The following is a 15,028-nucleotide window of genomic DNA, read 5'->3' on the forward strand; positions in this document are numbered from 1 at the left end:
TGCAACTCCATAACTGGTGACAGCGCGGTGGTCAGTTCGGGATGGGGGAGAGTCTTCCTCACCTGGTTGACCCCTGCCCCTCGACCCCAAACAGTACGCTTGTCCTGTAAGCCGGTTCAACCCAGGTTGCCCTAAGTCACGAGTCGTGTCCGGTACTCGCCCGGTGAACCTCTTGAACGCGCTTTCGGCGCGATACCCGGCGGCGGTGGTGATCGAGGCGACGTGGCAGGCGGTGCCGGCTACGGCGATCGTGTACGTGGACGACGTGATCTTCCCGCCGATGTTCGCGGCCCGCCGAACCGGCCGCTCTGATCGGCTCCGTGGGCTGATCGCGACCGTCGCGGCGGCCAGGATGGCTATCTTGGCGGGGTGCTCCTCGATCAGGTTTCCAAGCGGTACGGGCGCGGGCCCTGGGTGCTGCGCGACCTCACCCTGGAGGTGTCCGGCCTGACCGTGCTGACCGGCGCGAACGGCACCGGCAAGTCGACGTTGCTCAAGATCGCCGCCGGGGTGTTGAAGCCGACGTCCGGACGTGTCTCGCGGCCTGCTTCGGTCGGCTACGTACCTGAGCGGTTCCCCTCTGACGTCAAGATGTCCGCTTCGGCGTATTTGGCGCACATGGGACGGATCCGGCGTGCTGAGTCGAACGATGTGCTGGAGCGACTGGGTTTCGTCGGGTCGATGACGGCGCCGATGTCGGAGCTGTCCAAGGGCAACGCGCAGAAGGTCGCGCTGGCGCAGGCTTTTCTGGCGTCGGACGTGCTGGTGCTCGACGAGCCGTGGACCGGCCTCGACGCCTCGGCGGCCGCCGAACTGGTGTCGTTACTGGAGGGACGGACGGCGCTGGTGTCCGATCACGAGGGACATCTCGCGTCGGCGACGCGCGTGGACCTCGCCGGTGGGCACGTGACGATCGATCTCAGCCGTGTGTCCGCTTTGGACGCCCTGGAAGCCTTGGAAGGCGTGCGGTCCGTGCAGGCCCGCGGGTCGTCGGTGCGGGTGGTCGTGGCGCCGGACCGGAGCGATCAGGTGCTCGCGGAGGCGTTGCGGCTCGGGTGTTCGGTGCGGAGTGTGCGGTGATCTCTCTCGTTCGGTACCTCGCCGCTGACGTCTTTCGCGGGCAACGGTATTTGGCGCCCTTGCTGGTGTTCCTCGGTGTGATGGGGATGTTGTTCTCCTCCGACGCCGGGCAGCCGCTGGAGGCGTACTCGGGGTCGTCGGCGTTGCTCTACCCGATCGCCGCGTGGATGGCCGTCGTGGTGGCGACGTCCGAGGACGTGGTGCGGCGCGAGATCACCGTGGTGACCGCCGGTGGGTGGTCGCGGGTGCTGACGGCGGCCGCGCTGGTGTCGGTGCTGGTCGCCCTGGCGATGGCGCTGCTGGCGGCGGTGTGGCCGGTGGTGACGAACCCGCACCCGTACACGGCGGGCGAATTTTTTGTCGGACTCGCCGCGCATACTGGATGTGCGTTGCTGGGCGTCGGTGTGGGCCTGATGTTCGCCCGCCCCGTTTTCGACTCCATCGGGCGCACCGTGCTGGCGGTGTTCTCGGTGGTGGTGCTGACCTATCCGCTCGGGCGGGCCACTCCGCTCGGGTGGGTGCTGGACGCGCTGGGGCACAACCGGGCGTCGCTGTCCTTGCTGGGGACGGTGGTGGTCGGTGTCGCGCTGGTGGCCGCCGCGGTGGTGGCCGGGGTGCGGCGGGCTTGATGCGGGTCAACGTGCTCGGGCCGTTGCAGGTCGTGGCCGCGGACGGCGCACCGGTCGAGGTGCGCGGTAAACGGCTGCGCTGGTTGCTGATCCGGCTGGCGATGGAACCCGGCCACGTCGTCGCGGCGGACCGGCTGATCGCCGACCTGTGGCCGGACGAGCCGCCGGTGGACGGTCCCGCGGCGTTGCAGTCGCTCGTGTCGCGGCTGCGGCGGGTGGTCGGTGCTTCGACGGTCTCGTCGCACGCCTCGGGGTACCGGCTGGAGGTGCCGACCGACGTCGAGGCGTTCGTCCGGACGCGCGACGCGGCCTTGTGGCGCGGGGCGGCGTTCGAGGAGGCGCCGTTCGCTCTGGACGAGGCCGTGCGGCTGGCGTTGCTGCGCGACGACCTGGCGGGGCTGGAGGCTTTGGCGGCCGCGCATCCGTTGCGCGAGGACGTCCAGGCCCGGTTGATGCTGGCGCTGAACGCCGCCGGACGGCGGTCGGACGCGTTGGCGGTGTTCGCGCGCGTTCGAACGGCGCTGGCCGACGAACTGGGCGTGGATCCCGGTGAGGCGCTGGCGGCCGCCCATCTGACGGTGCTGCGCGAGCGCGTCTCGCGGGGCAACCTGCCGGCGCCGGTCGGGTCGTTCGTCGGGCGGGCCGGCGATCTGGCCTCGCTGGCGGAGCTGTTGCGGGACAACCGGTTGGTGACGCTCACCGGGTTCGGCGGCGTGGGCAAGACGCGCCTCGCGCTGACGCATGCCGCGTCGGTGCCGCAGGCGTGGTTCGTCGAGCTGGACTCGGCGGCCGAACCACTGGCGGCGCTGGACGCCGCCCTGGGCCCGAACCCGCTGGCGGCCCCGACGTTCTCCCGGCTCGGATCGTCGCTGGTGGTGCTCGACAACTGCGAACACGTCGTGGACGCGGCCGCGGCGCTGTGCGTGCGGCTGCTGGCCGAGGCGCCGGACGCGCGCGTGCTGGCGACCTCGCGCGAGCCGCTGGGGATCCCGGGCGAGGTCGTGCACCCGGTGGCGCCGCTCGGCCTCGACCACGCGGTCGGCCTGTTCTCCGCACGGGTCGGGTCGGCGCTGGATCCTGGCGTCGTGCGGCGGGTTTGTGCTGCCCTGGACGGGATTCCGCTCGCTCTGGAGCTCGCGGCGGCCCGCGCCAGGTCGCTGTCGGTGGCGCAGCTGGAGTCGCGGGTGGACAGCCGGCTGCGGCTGCTGGACCGCGGCGCGCGAACCGGACCGGCGCGGCACCGGACGTTGCGGGCGGTGATCGACTGGAGCTGGGAGCTGCTGGACGACGCCGAGCGCGCGCTGCTGGCGCGGCTGGCCGTGTTCGTGGGCGGGGCGACGGCCGCGGCGGTGCATTTCGTGTGCGGGGCAGGCTCGCGCAGGGGTACCCCCGAGCTGGGAACCCCTGCATCTCAACGTACTCAGGAGGTCCGACAAGATCACGATCTCTGGGACACCGAGGACCTGCTGGGCGCGCTCGTGGAGAAGTCGCTGGTCGTGCGCTCGGGTGAGCGCTACCGGTTGCTGGAGACCGTGCGCGAGTACGCGTTGGAGCAGGGCCAAGCCGATCCGGCGAGGCACGCCGCCTACTACGTCGCGCTGGCCGAGCGGAACGAACCGCTGCTGCGTGGCCCGGAGCAACTCGACGCGTTGAAGGTCTTCGACGTGGAGCGGTCCAACCTCGACGCGGCGCAGACGTGGGCGGTCCGGCACGACATGGCCGTCGCGCGGCGCATGATGGCCGCGCGCACGTGGCATTGGCTGGTGATGACCAAGCGGTTCGAGGAGATCCGCCGCTGGGCCGCGCTCACGCCCGACGACCCGCTGTCGGAGGTGCTGGCCTCGCTCGGCACGCCGGCCGCTCTCGCCGCGGCGGAGCGGTTGTGGGAGGAGAACCTTCCGACGGCGCTGTGCGCGTTGATGCTGACGAGCGGTCAGGTCTGGGGTGCGACCGGGCTGGCGGAACGGCTCGAGGTGCTGGCCGGTCGGCTGGAGCGGTCGCCGGACGCGTGGATGCGCGCGTTCGCGGCGCTCGTGCGCGGGCTGGTGGCCGGTGAGTTCAGCGAGGGCTCCGCGCCGCGGGCGGAGGCGGCGTACCAGGAGGCGCTGCGCGGGTTCCGGGCCGTGGGGGATCGGTGGGCCGTGGTGTTCGGGCTGTCCTGCCTGGTCATGGTGCTGATCAACCGGGGTGCCTTCGCCGAGGGCTTCAAGGCGGTCTCCGAGGCGCGACAGGTGGCGGCCGAGCTGGGCGAGCCGGAGTCGGTGCTGGTGCCGATGTCCGTGCTCATGCAGGCGGCGCGCATCAAGATCAGGATCGGTGACCCGGCCGGTGCCCGGGAAGATCTGGAACTGGTGCCGGCGTCCTCGTTCGACCTGGATCGGGCGCGGGTCACGCAGGCCTACGGTGAGATGGCGTACTTCAGCGGTGACTTCGAGCAGGCCGTCACGTTGTACCGGCAGGCGCTCGACGCCACGGAGGACTCGCCCGCGAAGCAGTTCCGCGCCACCGTCCACGCCGGACTCGGGCTGGCGCTGACCCGCCTCGGGCAGTTCGGCGAGGCGGGCGAGCACCACGGCAAGGCGCTCGACACCGTCAACCGCAGTGCCGACGGACCGGCCAGGGCGCTGGTGCTGGAGTGGTACGCGGACTGGCTGCACGCCCAGGGCGACCCCCGCGGCGCGAGGGAGGCCCTGGGCGAGGCGGAACGGCTACGCGGCGGTCCGAGCAGCGACCCGGCGGTGGTGCAGCTGCGTGACCGGGTTCGCGCCGAAGTAGGCGTCGATCGCTGACCGGCCGATCGCGGCGACGTAGCCGTCCGGGCGCACGAGCACCGGGCCGTCCGGGAAATCGAGCGTCACGAAGTCGGGGCCGCGCAGCAGGTCGAAGATCCGGCCCTGCTCGGTGACGCCGTCGGGCATGCGGTCGCCGGCCCGCAGGCCCTCGCCCTCCTCGGTCCGGTACGACAGCGAGAGCTGCAGCGTCTCGTCGCCACGGCGTTCGAACGGCTTTCCGGACATCATGATCGCGGTCGTCATGCCCAGCAGCCACTCCGCGACGGGTTTGCGCTCGGACTCGTAGGTGTCGAGCAGCGTCTCCATCGCGAGCTTCCAGCCCAGGTTGTAGGCGTCCTGGATGCCGGTGTTCATGCCCTGCGCGCCGGCGGGGGAGTGCACGTGCGCGGCGTCGCCCGCGAGGAACACCCGGCCGGTGCGGAACCTGTCGACCATCCGGATGTTCATGCGGTACAACGACGTCCACGTCGCGTCGTGCACGACCACGTCGTCCAGGCCGGTGCGGTCGCGGACGATCTCCCGGTAGAGCTCGAGCGACGGCTCGCCGTCGCCGGTCGCCTGGAACTGGAAGAGGTCGGTGCCGGGCAACGGGCAGAGGGCGAGCCACTTGTCGACGCGGCCACCCCACTGGTGCCAGTGGTCGCGGTCGAGACCGGAGATCCGGACGTCACCGACGAGCATCCGCTGGTCCTCGTGCGTCTCGCCGACGAACGACACCCCGAGTTCCTTGCGCACGAACGACTTTCCGCCGTCGCACCCGACGAGGTACTTCGCCCGCACGGTCTCCCCGCCGACGACCGCGGTCACGCCGGAGTCGTCCTGGCTGAAGGACGTCAGCGGCTTGCCGTACTCGACGGGCTGGGGGAGTGCCTCGCGCAGGATCTGCTCCACCCGGAACTGCGGGATGAGCATGGTGCTCGCGTACGGGCGTTCGGCCGTCGGGACGCGGCCCTCGTGCACGTCCCACTCGCGCAGCACCTCGCGGCCCTTGTAGGCGCGCATCGTCATGTGGAACGTGCCCGAGGCCAGCACCGGCTCGATCACGCCCAGGTCGTGGAAGACCTCCATGCTGCGCGGCTGCAGGCCCTTGCCGCGCGAGCCGGCGAACGGCGCCTGTGAGGCGTCGACGATGCGGAACGGGACGCCGCGGCGGGAGAGGTCGAGCGCCAGGGTGAGGCCGGTAGGGCCGGCGCCGATGATCAGAACCTGAATGTCCATGACGCCCACAGTCGGCCCACGAACTGCCACGGCCCTGTCACCGCGCTGTTGCGGGTGACAGGGCCGTGGAGGACCAGCGAGTACTTACTTCTTGAGCAGCTCGATCAGCGCGTCGACGTCCTTGGGCTCGAAGCCGCGGAACAGCGTGAGCGCCAGCTCGTAGTACGAGCGGACCGGGCTGACGTACCACTTGCCGTCGACCTCGGTGGAGACGACGCCGACACCGGACTTCATGACCGATCCGGCCACCCGGCCGATGATGTCGATCGCCTCGGCGGGGATCTGCTTGCCGCCCTGCTGCTTCAGCAGCTGCGTGATCTCGCTCGCGCACAGCTTCTGGTTGCCCTGGCCGGGCACCTCGGCCGCGTAGCAGTCACCCTCGCGGGTGATCGTCATGGTCTCGCCCTCGGCGGTGATCGAGAGCTTCTTGATCGTGACCTGCTTGCCGCCGGTCACGTCCTTGACGTCGGTCTCCAGCGCGTTGAGCTTGGCACCGGTCGGCTTCATCGGGCCGGCCTCGTCGAGCAGCAACGGGCCGAGGTCCTGCAGCACACCGGCCTCGTCGGGCGGCAGCAGCGCGATGACCTTCGTCAGGTCGCCGTCGAGCGCCGCGTTCACCATCTGCTTGGCGGCGTCCTCGGCGGAACCCGCGCCCTGCGCCGCGATGCCCTTCGCCGGCCACTTCTGCTTCTCCTCCTCCAGGACCGCGTTGGCGATCGTGTAGAAGGCGCTCGGGTACCACTTGTCGCCGACCTTGATCGACGCGATGCCGATCGGCGTGCCGCGCTTCTTCACCTCGGCGGTGATGTCGACGGTCTCGGACTTCGACGTGGTCGTGCTGAACTCGGTGCCGAGCGCGTCCACGAGCTTGTCGGTGAGCGGGATCTTCGACGCGTCCGAGGTGATCGTGATCTTGCCCTCGACCAGCTTGTTGATGGTGAGGTGGTCGTTGATCTTCTCGGCGGCGGCCTCGTCGAACTTGATGTTCTCGCTCTTGAACTCGACGCCGGTCAGCTTGTTCGGGTCGGCGTCGGGCTTGAGGATCTCGAGACGCTTCATCTCCTTCGTCATCGAGTCCATGTAGTCCTTGGACAGCGCGGCCTCGGCGGGCGCCAGCGACGCCATGATGCCGACGACGTCACCGCTGCCCAGCTGCTCGATGAGGTTCTTCGCCGCGACGGCCGGGGTGTCCTGGCCCGCGTTCGTGCCGGGGTCGGCCTTCTTCAGCGCGAAGAACGTGACACCGCCACCGATCAGCAGCAGCACCGCGACGACGGCCGTGACGACCAGGCCGGTGCGCTTCTTCTTCGGCGGCTCGCCGCCCATCGGCGCGTAGCCGTAGGGCTGCTGGTCGAAGCCCTGCTGCGGGAAGCCCTGCGGGCCCGTCTGCGGGTAGCCCTGCTGGGGAAAGCCCTGCGGCCCGGTCTGGGGGTAGCCACCCTGCTGCGGGTAACCGCCCTGCTGCGGCTGCTGGGGCTGCTGTGGGTAACCGCCCTGTTGCGGGTAGCCGCCCTGCTGGGGCTGCTGCGGCTGCTGGCCGTACGGGTTGTTCTGCGGCTGCCACTGGCCGCCGCCGCCACCTGGGTAGCTCACGGTTGTCCTCCCGGAGTAATCACTGCGCTGCGCCTGTTGGAGGTGAGCACCGTGATCGCCCCCACGATCGTCAGTACGGCACCGGCAAGAGTGGTGACCGGTCCGGAGATGCTGATTCCGACCAATGCACCCTTGCTATCCCCTTGGACTGTGGCTAGTAGCGCCACGGTTCCCCCGATCGTGCCAAAGAGAAGGCCGATGCATGCGGCAAACCGTGGAAAACGGACCACGTAGAGACCAATCGCGACCATGGCCAGTGGCGTTAGCCCCACCCAGATCGACGTCACGACGGTGCCCGCCACCCCGTCCAACCCGGCGAGATCACGGAGCGAAAGCACCTCGTAACTGTCCCTCGTGGTCGATCCGGATTTCAGCCACGGCAAGAACGTTCCGGTGATGGTGGTGACCAAGCCCACTGCCGCGATCGCGGCTCCCACTGCGCTGCGCACGGGGACTAGTGTGAACCGATGGCCTCGGAGGCGTGCGCAGCGGCACGGGCGCTGGTCGCGTCCGCTCACCGGATCACGGTGCTGACCGGGGCCGGAGTCTCCACCGATTCGGGCATCCCGGACTTCCGCGGGCCGGACGGGCTGTGGACGCGCGACGCCGACGCCGGGCTCGGGGCGACGCTCGAGGCCTACCTCTCCGACCCCGAGGTACGCAGGCGCTCCTGGCGGGCGAAGCTCGAAAGTCCCGTGTGGACCGCGAAGCCGAACGCCGCACATCTGGCGTTGGTGGAACTGGAACGGTCCGGCCGGTTGCGCACCGTGGTCACGCAGAACATCGACGGCCTGCACCAGAAGGCGGGCTCCGATCCGCATCGCGTGCTGGAACTGCACGGCACGCTGCACGCCACCGTGTGCCTCGGATGTGGTGCCACGGGCCCGATGCGGGACGCGTTGAAGCGCGTGGCCGAAGGCGAGCAGGAGCCGGACTGCCCGCGCTGCCGGGGAATCCTCAAGTCCGCCACGGTCTCGTTCGGGCAGGAACTCGACGGCGAGGTGCTGCGCCGCGCCCGCCTGGCCGCCCTGGATTGCGATGTGCTGCTCGTGGCGGGAACATCGCTGTCGGTGCAGCCCGCCGCGGGCCTCGTGCCGCTGGCGGCCAAAGCGGGCGCCGAGGTCATCATCTGCAACGCCGAGCCGACGCCGTACGACTCCGTGGCGGCCGTTGTGCTGCACGAACCCGTCGCCGACGTGCTTCCCGATCTCAGTTCCGTTCCTCCATCCGGGGGAGGCCGATTCTCGTCCTGGGGAGATCCGAGCACCTGGTCGTAGGGTCGCTTCATGCGCGTACCGCTGATCACCACGGACTTCCTGGACCGCGCGTCGTTCGCGTTCGGAGCGACGACGGCGGCCATCGACGAACCGGACCAGCCCGCGAAGCCGGTAGCGACGACGACGTACGCCGAGATGGCGACCCGTGTGCGCGCGTGGCAGGCCGGGTTCGACGCACTGGGCGTCGGCGAGGGCGAACGCGTCGCCGTCGTCAGTCACAACTCCGCGCGGATGCTGGAACTGCTGCACGCGCTGCCCGGCAGCGGGCGCATCTGCGTGCCGGTGAACTTCCGCCTGCGCCCCGACGAGGTGAAGTACATCGTCGAGCACAGCGGCGCGTCGGCGTTGTTCGTCGACCCCGAGCTGGAACTGGACGACGTCGTGGCGCGCCACCGGTTCACGCTCGGCGAGGAGTCGGAGGCGCTGCTTCGGTTCGATGTGGAGCCACGGCCGTGGAGCGCGCCCTCCGAGGACGCGACAGCGACCATCAACTACACGTCCGGCACGACCGCACGTCCTAAGGGCGTGCAGCTGACGCACCGCAACATCTGGTTGAACGCGGTCACGTTCGCCATGCACACCCGTGCGTGGGAGCGCGACGTGTACATGCACGTGCTGCCGATGTTCCACTGCAACGGCTGGGGAATGCCGTTCGGTCTCGCGGGCCTCGGTGTGCCGCAGGTGGTGCTGCGCAAGGTCGACGGCGCCGAGATCCTGCGTCGTGTGCGCGACCACGGCGTCACGCTCATGTGTGGCGCACCGGCCGTGTGGAACGCCGTGCTGGACGCCGCGCAGACGTGGGACGGCGAGATCCCCGGTCGTGACACCGTGCGGATCGTGTGCGCCGGCGCGCCGCCGCCCTCGCGCACGATCCAGCGTGTGACCGAGGAGCTCGGCTGGGAGTTCCTGCAGATCTACGGCCTGACCGAGACGGCACCGCTGCTCACGTTCAACCGCGCCCAGCCGGGTCCGGAGGGCGAGGAGAAGGCGAAGAAGCAGTCACGGGCGGGCGCGCCGGCCCTGGGCGCGCAGCTGCGGATCTCCGAGAACGGCGAGGTGCTCGCGCGCTCGAACGTGGTCATGGAGGGCTACTGGGAGAACCCGGAGTCCACCGCGGACGCGATCGAGGACGGCTGGTTCCACACCGGCGACGGCGGCTACTTCGACGACGACGGCTACCTGACGATCTCCGACCGCAAGAAGGACGTGATCATCACCGGCGGCGAGAACGTCTCGTCCATCGAGGTCGAGGACTGCCTGTTCTCGCACCCGGCCGTCGCCGAGGTCGCGGTCATCGGCGTGCCCCACGAGAAGTGGGGTGAAACGATCAAGGCGCTCGTCGTGCTCTCCGGTGAGGCCACCGAGGCCGAGCTGATCAAGCACTGCAAGGAGCGGCTCGCCGGGTACAAGGCGCCGACGTCGATCGAGTTCCGCGACTCGATCCCGCGCACGGCGACCGGCAAGATCCAGAAGTTCAAGCTCCGCGAGCCGTACTGGTCCGGCCGGGACCGGGGCGTCAACTAGGCCGGTCGACTAGGCCGTTTCGGCGACACGCCGGAACTTCGATCGTCCCAAAAGGACCACACCGCGTGTTCCACTGTGACACGTGTGGCTGACGGTGCGTCAGTTCCTGATGCGCCGAATGCGTCCAATTGGTCTAATGCGGTCGGAGGTGATGTCCCGTGTTGACACGACTCTCCGCCGTGGTCGCGGTGTTGATGACGGCCGTCCTCACGGGGACAGCCGCCGCCGTGCCTCCACCGCCGCCGAACCCCAGCGACGCGGAGATCTCGGCGTCACGGGCGGAGGCGGACGCCAAGGCGGCCCGCGTCGGCGAGCTGACCGGGCGGCTCACGCAGGCCGAGTCACGCCTGCAGGAACTGCTCGACGACGTCTCGTACAAGCGCGAGCTCGCCAACAAGGCCCGTGTGGACCTCGAGACGGCGATCTCCGAGGCCGAGGCCGCCCGTCGTGAGGCGTCCGCTGCCAGGATCGAAGCCGACGCAGCCTCCAAGGCCGTGGAGAAGAGTCGCCTCGAACTGGACGAGTTCGCCGCCGCCTCGTACGCGCAGGGCACGACCGTCGGGTCGTTCTCCGCGTACATCGGCGCCAAGTCGCCGGAGGACCTGCTCGCCCGTGCCCAGATGCTGGAGGCGGTGTCCGCGTCCAGCCTGAACCGGCTCGACCAGGTGACCCGCGACCAGGGCACCGCCGCGAACCTCGACTCCGCCGCCCGCGCCGCGCTGCAGAAGGCCGAGTCGAAGCAGGCCGCCGCCGACGAGGCCAAGAAGGTCGCCGAGCAGGCCCAGCAGGTGGCCGTGGACGCGCACTCGGCGCAGGCCGCGGCGACCGAGGAACTGCAGTCCAACAAGGACGCCGTCGAACGTGAGCTCGCCTCGGCGCGAGGTGCGGTCAACGGGCTGGAGGCGCAACGCCAGCAGTACGACCAGTGGACCGAGGCCAAGCAGCGCGAGGACGAGGAGAACGCCCGCAGGGCCGCCGCGGCTGCCGCTGCTCAGGCCGCCCCACAGGCTCAGGCACCCCGTCCGGCCGCCTCGGCACCCGCGCCGTCCGGCAACCGCGTGCAGACCGTGATCAACCGGGCATTGGCTCAGCGCGGTGTCATCTACGCGTGGGGCGGCGGCAACCACTACGGCCCGACGTACGGCGTGCGCGACGGCGGCGTCGCCGACTCGTACGGCGACTACCGCAAGATCGGCTTCGACTGCTCGGGCCTGATGATGTACGCCTTCGCGGGCGCCGGCGTGTACCTGCCGCACTACAGCGGCTACCAGTACAACTCCGGCCGCAAGGTGCCGCTGTCGCAGATGGCCCCCGGCGACATGATCTTCTGGGGACCCGGCGGCGGCACGCACGTGGCGTTGTACCTGGGCGGCGGGATGATGGTGGAAGCGCCGCATTCCGGTGCCGTGGTGCGGATCTCCCCGGTGCGGTACGGCGGCATCATGCCGTACGTGACTCGCGTGCTCTGACGGAACCGGTGGCCCGCTCGCGAGCGGGCCACCGGTTCCGTTGCTCAGGCCGAGCCGAGCCGCAGCGGGTTCGTCTTCGTGGTGGCGCTGCGCAGCCAGTTGTGGTGCGGGTGGATCGTCACGCCCTGCGGACCGCGGACGACGACCTCCTCCAGGCACCAGTGCGAGCTGTCGCCCTTGTTGTCGAACGCGATGTCGAACGACGTGAGCGGGCCGACCTCGGACAGCGTGAAGTCGTAGACGTCGGTCTTGCCGCGCTCGCGGTCGTCGCCGGGGTTGTCGAGGTTGATCCAGCCCGACGAGGTGGTGCCGTTCAGACGCACCTCGACGCGGGAGTCCGTGCCTGCCTTGTCCACGTCGCAGGTGCGGACCTCGATGCGGTACTGCCCCGGAGCGGCCTGGGCGGTGCCCATGGCCAGCGTGCCGGCGAACGCCGCGGCCAGAACGCCGACGACCGCGGTGGTTGCCACCTTCATGCTCGTTCCCCTCTCTTGGGTGTTGCTGAGGGAGAAGGTGGCGGCAGGCGATTGCGGGACTGTGCGGTGATCATGAAATCCGCAGCTCAGAGATCACGTGCCCAGAGCTGGCCGGTCACGTCGTGGCCGAAGCTGTGCTGGGGCGTTTCGTCGACCAGTTCGAACCCCTGCGCCTCGTAGATCTTCCGGGCGGACGTGAGACCGGCGACCGTCCACAACGCCATCCGCTCGTAGCCCGCGTTCCGGGCGAACTCGATGCATGTGCTGACGAGCTTGTTTCCCGCGCCGTGGCCACGCGCGTTCGGATGCACGAGAAGTACGCGCAGCTTCGCCGTCGTGTCGTCCTCACGAACGCAGAGCACGCATCCGACGCGTTGGCCGTCGAGTTCGGCGATCCACGCGCCCTCTCTCGCAGGGTCGTGGTCGGCCGCGTAGTCGCCGACGATCTTGGCGACCAACGCCTCGAACGAGGTGTCCCAGGCGAACTCGGACGCGTAGAGCTCGCCGTGCGCCTGGACCACCCAGCCGAGGTCGCCGGGGTGGCCGAGCGGGCGGATCAGCATGGTCTCCTCCACTGACACGACTGTTTCAGTCATGCCAAGATACTGCCATGCCGTCCGCACGGGAGACCGAACTGCTCGAAGCCGCCTACCGGTACGTGCTCACCCACGGCCTCGCCGACGTGTCGCTGCGGCCGTTGGCTGCGGCCATCGGATCGAGCACGCGCGTGCTGCTCTACCTGTTCGGCAGCAAGGAAGGCCTGGTCAGGGCGTTGCTGGCGCGAGCACGTGCCGACGAACTGGCGCTGCTCGCCGACATCGGCACCGGACCCGGCCTCGTCACGCGGCTGTGGGAATGGCTGTCCGCGCCCGCGCACCGGCCGTTGCTGACGTTGTGGCTGGAGGCCTACGCGCGCTCTCTCGTGGAGCAGGACGGGCCGTGGGCCGGCTTCGCGCGTGCGACCGTGGAGGACTGGCTGGAGGTGTTGCGCGCCGCTCAGCCCGAGGAGGTGCGCGACACCGCTGCCGGACTGGCGGCGCGTACGCGTGAGCTCGCGTTGCTGCGGGGTGCGTTGCTGGACCTGCTCGCGACGGGGGACGGCGAGCGCGTCACCTCGGCGGTGGGGACTAGTTTTGTGGTGTGAAGATCGTGGTGTTCGGTGCGTCTGGAATGGTCGGTCAGGGCGCGTTGCGGGAGTGCCTGCTCGACCCGGCGGTGGATTCGGTGGTCACGGTCGGGCGTTCGCCTTCGGCCTTGACGGATCCCAAGCTGCGGCACGTGGTGCACGCTGACTTCGGTGACCTGTCGCCGGTCGCTTCCGATCTGGCCGACGCCGACGCGTGCTTCTACTGCATGGGCGTGACGTCCGCGGGTCTGAGCGAGGCCGAGTACACGCCCGTGACGCACGACTACGCGCTTGAGGCCGCACGCGTCGTCGGTGGCACGTATGTGTACGTGTCCGGTGAGGGCGCCGATGCCGAGAGCAAGACGATGTGGGCGCGGGTGAAGGGACGTACGGAGAACGAACTGCTGGCGCTGGACCGGCCGGTGTTCGTGGTGCGGCCCGGGTTCATCCAGCCGCGGCACGGGATCACGTCGCGCACCCGCATCTACCGCTACATCTACTCGTGGTCCTCGTGGCTCATGCCGCTGTTGAAGAAGGTCGCCCCGAAGTTCGTCACGAGCACCGACGAGCTCGGGCGCGCGATGGTGGCGCTGGCCAAGGGTGCTCAGGCGACGCGGGTGCTGCGCAGCGACGAGATCAACCGGATCGCGGGATGACGCTCGAAGAGGCCATCCGCGAGTACCAGGAGGACGGCTACGAGGTCACGCACGTCGTGGAGTCCGTGTGCGGCGGGTGTGGCGAGAAGTCGTTCCACGTGCAGATGACCGAGGACCAGGCGATGCGGCGGACCTGCCTCGGCTGCGGTCTCGCGGAGTTCATCGCCGACTCCGACGAGCACTGGGACGACGATGACGCGGAGGAGTGCGAGTGCACCTGCGGCGGCGAGAAGTTCGCCGCCGCTCTCGGGTCGTCGTGCCGCCCGGACGGCGAGGTGCGCTGGCTGACCGTCGGGCTGCGGTGCCTGAAGTGCGGGCTGTGCGGCGTGTACGAGGACTGGAAGATCGACTACATGCCGAGCAAGCACCTCATCACCCGAGCCTGACCGCGTCCCGAGTTCGAGATGCCGGTGCCGGACCTCGTCGTTACGCTCGGGTGCCATGGGCGATTTCAAGATCGGCGACACCGTTCAGATCACCGGCACGACGATGACGGGCAACGTCGGCACCGTCGTCCACTTCGACGACGAGAGGGAGAAGATCCTCGTCCGGATCACCGACGTGACCCAGAACTACTTCTCCGCCGATGAGCTGAAGGCGTTCTCCGGCTAGGACTTGAACGCGTCCTCGGTCTTCACGACGCCCGCGGTGCGCCCCGGCGCCGTGTGGTTCTCCCAGTACAGGTTCGTGTGCGCGACGACCTTGTCCGGGGTGGGCGCTCCCCACTCCGACAGGTCCTCGGTCGTGTGCGCGTCGCTGACCAGCAGGGCGTCGTAGCCGCGCACGACGGCGCCGTGCAGGGTCGAGCGGATGCACTCGTCGGTCTGCGCGCCGGACACCACGAGGCTGCCGATTCCCTTGCCCGCCAGTACTTCCTCGAGGTCGGTCTTCTCGAACGAGTCGGCGTAGGTCTTGTGCACCACCGGTTCGCCCTCGGCGACCTTGAGCTCGGACACGAACTGCCAGCCGTCGGACTCCTTGGGCATGTGCTCGCTGCTGTGCTGCACCCACACGACGGGGACGCCGGCCGCGCGCGCCTTGTCGACCAGCGCGGCGACGTTGGCGACGACCTCGTCGCGGTTGTGGGCGTGGTTCACCACGCCGTTCTGCACGTCGATCACGAGCAACGCTGTGTTGGGGCGGTTCGCCAGAGTCGTCACGCGGCCAGCTTAGGCCGCTTCCGGTGGC

16 protein-coding genes are annotated in these 15,028 nt (G+C 69.6%); 10 read left to right on the forward strand and 6 right to left on the reverse strand.

The annotated features are described in order from the left end of the window. The first annotated feature begins 369 nt into the window (after positions 1–369). The 3 genes from ACIQF0_RS04805 to ACIQF0_RS04815 are packed head-to-tail and all read left to right on the forward strand — an operon-like array spanning position 370 to position 4,498. A complete protein-coding gene (locus ACIQF0_RS04805) occupies positions 370–1,080 on the forward strand; it encodes an ATP-binding cassette domain-containing protein (protein ID WP_401024487.1) in 711 nt (236 codons plus the stop codon). Further along, positions 1,077–1,709, forward strand: a complete 633-nt coding sequence (locus ACIQF0_RS04810) for a hypothetical protein (protein WP_401024489.1) — start codon at positions 1,077–1,079, stop codon at positions 1,707–1,709. The genes ACIQF0_RS04805 and ACIQF0_RS04810 overlap by 4 nt, the downstream gene beginning before the upstream one ends. Continuing rightward, positions 1,709–4,498: a BTAD domain-containing putative transcriptional regulator gene (locus ACIQF0_RS04815; RefSeq protein ID WP_401024491.1), complete on the forward strand. Its 2,790-nt coding sequence runs from the start codon at positions 1,709–1,711 to the stop codon at positions 4,496–4,498. The genes ACIQF0_RS04810 and ACIQF0_RS04815 overlap by 1 nt, the downstream gene beginning before the upstream one ends. On the opposite strand, the gene ACIQF0_RS04820 is transcribed toward ACIQF0_RS04815, so the two are convergent. From ACIQF0_RS04820 to ACIQF0_RS04830, 3 genes are all read right to left on the reverse strand, one after another. Further along, a complete protein-coding gene (locus ACIQF0_RS04820; protein ID WP_401024494.1) occupies positions 4,418–5,719 on the reverse strand; it encodes an FAD-dependent monooxygenase in 1,302 nt (433 codons plus the stop codon). The genes ACIQF0_RS04815 and ACIQF0_RS04820 overlap by 81 nt on opposite strands. Positions 5,720–5,803: 84 nt before the next feature. Continuing rightward, positions 5,804–7,312 carry a flagellar basal body protein FliL gene (locus tag ACIQF0_RS04825; protein ID WP_401024496.1) on the reverse strand — a complete coding sequence of 503 codons (1,509 nt, stop codon included), beginning with the start codon at positions 7,310–7,312 and terminating at the stop codon, positions 5,804–5,806. Continuing rightward, the gene (locus ACIQF0_RS04830) at positions 7,309–7,761 is read right to left on the reverse strand and encodes a hypothetical protein (protein ID WP_360032848.1); all 453 of its coding nucleotides are present in this window, start codon (positions 7,759–7,761) and stop codon (positions 7,309–7,311) included. Before ACIQF0_RS04830 ends, ACIQF0_RS04825 begins: the two co-directional genes overlap by 4 nt. Before the next feature lie 18 nt (positions 7,762–7,779). Between ACIQF0_RS04830 and ACIQF0_RS04835 the strand changes: the two genes are divergently transcribed. From ACIQF0_RS04835 to ACIQF0_RS04845, 3 genes are all read left to right on the forward strand, one after another. Further along, entirely contained in the window at positions 7,780–8,589 is an 810-nt protein-coding gene (locus ACIQF0_RS04835) for an SIR2 family NAD-dependent protein deacylase (protein WP_401024500.1), read from the forward strand. A 9-nt stretch (positions 8,590–8,598) separates the two neighbouring features. Continuing rightward, complete coding sequence (locus ACIQF0_RS04840) at positions 8,599–10,113, forward strand: AMP-binding protein (protein WP_401024502.1); 1,515 nt, start codon at positions 8,599–8,601, stop codon at positions 10,111–10,113. Between the two features lie 158 nt (positions 10,114–10,271). Next, a complete protein-coding gene (locus tag ACIQF0_RS04845; protein WP_401024504.1) occupies positions 10,272–11,582 on the forward strand; it encodes an NlpC/P60 family protein in 1,311 nt (436 codons plus the stop codon). Positions 11,583–11,626: 44 nt separating this feature from the next. Here the strand turns inward: ACIQF0_RS04845 and ACIQF0_RS04850 are convergent, their stop codons facing one another. After that, positions 11,627–12,058, reverse strand: a complete 432-nt coding sequence (locus ACIQF0_RS04850; RefSeq protein ID WP_401024506.1) for a PLAT/LH2 domain-containing protein — start codon at positions 12,056–12,058, stop codon at positions 11,627–11,629. Between the two features lie 86 nt (positions 12,059–12,144). Continuing rightward, positions 12,145–12,654 (reverse strand): GNAT family N-acetyltransferase, encoded by a 510-nt coding sequence (locus ACIQF0_RS04855; RefSeq protein WP_401024509.1) that lies wholly within the window; start codon positions 12,652–12,654, stop codon positions 12,145–12,147. A 14-nt stretch (positions 12,655–12,668) separates the two neighbouring features. On the opposite strand from ACIQF0_RS04855, the gene ACIQF0_RS04860 reads away from it, so the two are divergent. The 4 genes from ACIQF0_RS04860 to ACIQF0_RS04875 are packed head-to-tail and all read left to right on the forward strand — an operon-like array spanning position 12,669 to position 14,452. Continuing rightward, positions 12,669–13,202 (forward strand): TetR/AcrR family transcriptional regulator, encoded by a 534-nt coding sequence (locus tag ACIQF0_RS04860; RefSeq protein ID WP_401024512.1) that lies wholly within the window; start codon positions 12,669–12,671, stop codon positions 13,200–13,202. Beyond that, positions 13,199–13,840, forward strand: a complete 642-nt coding sequence (locus ACIQF0_RS04865; RefSeq protein WP_401024515.1) for an epimerase — start codon at positions 13,199–13,201, stop codon at positions 13,838–13,840. The genes ACIQF0_RS04860 and ACIQF0_RS04865 overlap by 4 nt, the downstream gene beginning before the upstream one ends. Next, entirely contained in the window at positions 13,837–14,226 is a 390-nt protein-coding gene (locus tag ACIQF0_RS04870; RefSeq protein WP_401024518.1) for a hypothetical protein, read from the forward strand. The genes ACIQF0_RS04865 and ACIQF0_RS04870 overlap by 4 nt, the downstream gene beginning before the upstream one ends. 55 nt (positions 14,227–14,281) lie before the next feature. Beyond that, positions 14,282–14,452: a hypothetical protein gene (locus tag ACIQF0_RS04875; protein WP_401024520.1), complete on the forward strand. Its 171-nt coding sequence runs from the start codon at positions 14,282–14,284 to the stop codon at positions 14,450–14,452. Here the strand turns inward: ACIQF0_RS04875 and ACIQF0_RS04880 are convergent. Beyond that, entirely contained in the window at positions 14,449–15,000 is a 552-nt protein-coding gene (locus ACIQF0_RS04880; RefSeq protein ID WP_401024522.1) for a cysteine hydrolase family protein, read from the reverse strand. The two genes, ACIQF0_RS04875 and ACIQF0_RS04880, sit on opposite strands and share 4 nt — an antisense overlap. Positions 15,001–15,028: the final 28 nt, after the last annotated feature.

It is taken from the genome of Lentzea sp. NPDC092896, from assembly GCF_044754905.1.
In the GTDB taxonomy this organism is placed as follows: domain Bacteria; phylum Actinomycetota; class Actinomycetes; order Mycobacteriales; family Pseudonocardiaceae; genus Lentzea.

What these genes read in the sequence shown, in the direction of transcription:
- ACIQF0_RS04815 (WP_401024491.1), top strand. Translation starts at nt 1,709, where the DNA reads ATGCGGGTCAACGTGCTCGGGCCGTTGCAGGTCGTGGCCGCGGACGGC.
- ACIQF0_RS04820 (WP_401024494.1), bottom strand. Translation starts at nt 5,719, where the DNA reads ATGGACATTCAGGTTCTGATCATCGGCGCCGGCCCTACCGGCCTCACC.
- ACIQF0_RS04835 (WP_401024500.1), top strand. Translation starts at nt 7,780, where the DNA reads ATGGCCTCGGAGGCGTGCGCAGCGGCACGGGCGCTGGTCGCGTCCGCT.
- ACIQF0_RS04840 (WP_401024502.1), top strand. Translation starts at nt 8,599, where the DNA reads ATGCGCGTACCGCTGATCACCACGGACTTCCTGGACCGCGCGTCGTTC.
- ACIQF0_RS04850 (WP_401024506.1), bottom strand. Translation starts at nt 12,058, where the DNA reads ATGAAGGTGGCAACCACCGCGGTCGTCGGCGTTCTGGCCGCGGCGTTC.
- ACIQF0_RS04855 (WP_401024509.1), bottom strand. Translation starts at nt 12,654, where the DNA reads ATGACTGAAACAGTCGTGTCAGTGGAGGAGACCATGCTGATCCGCCCG.
- ACIQF0_RS04860 (WP_401024512.1), top strand. Translation starts at nt 12,669, where the DNA reads ATGCCGTCCGCACGGGAGACCGAACTGCTCGAAGCCGCCTACCGGTAC.
- ACIQF0_RS04870 (WP_401024518.1), top strand. Translation starts at nt 13,837, where the DNA reads ATGACGCTCGAAGAGGCCATCCGCGAGTACCAGGAGGACGGCTACGAG.
- ACIQF0_RS04875 (WP_401024520.1), top strand. Translation starts at nt 14,282, where the DNA reads ATGGGCGATTTCAAGATCGGCGACACCGTTCAGATCACCGGCACGACG.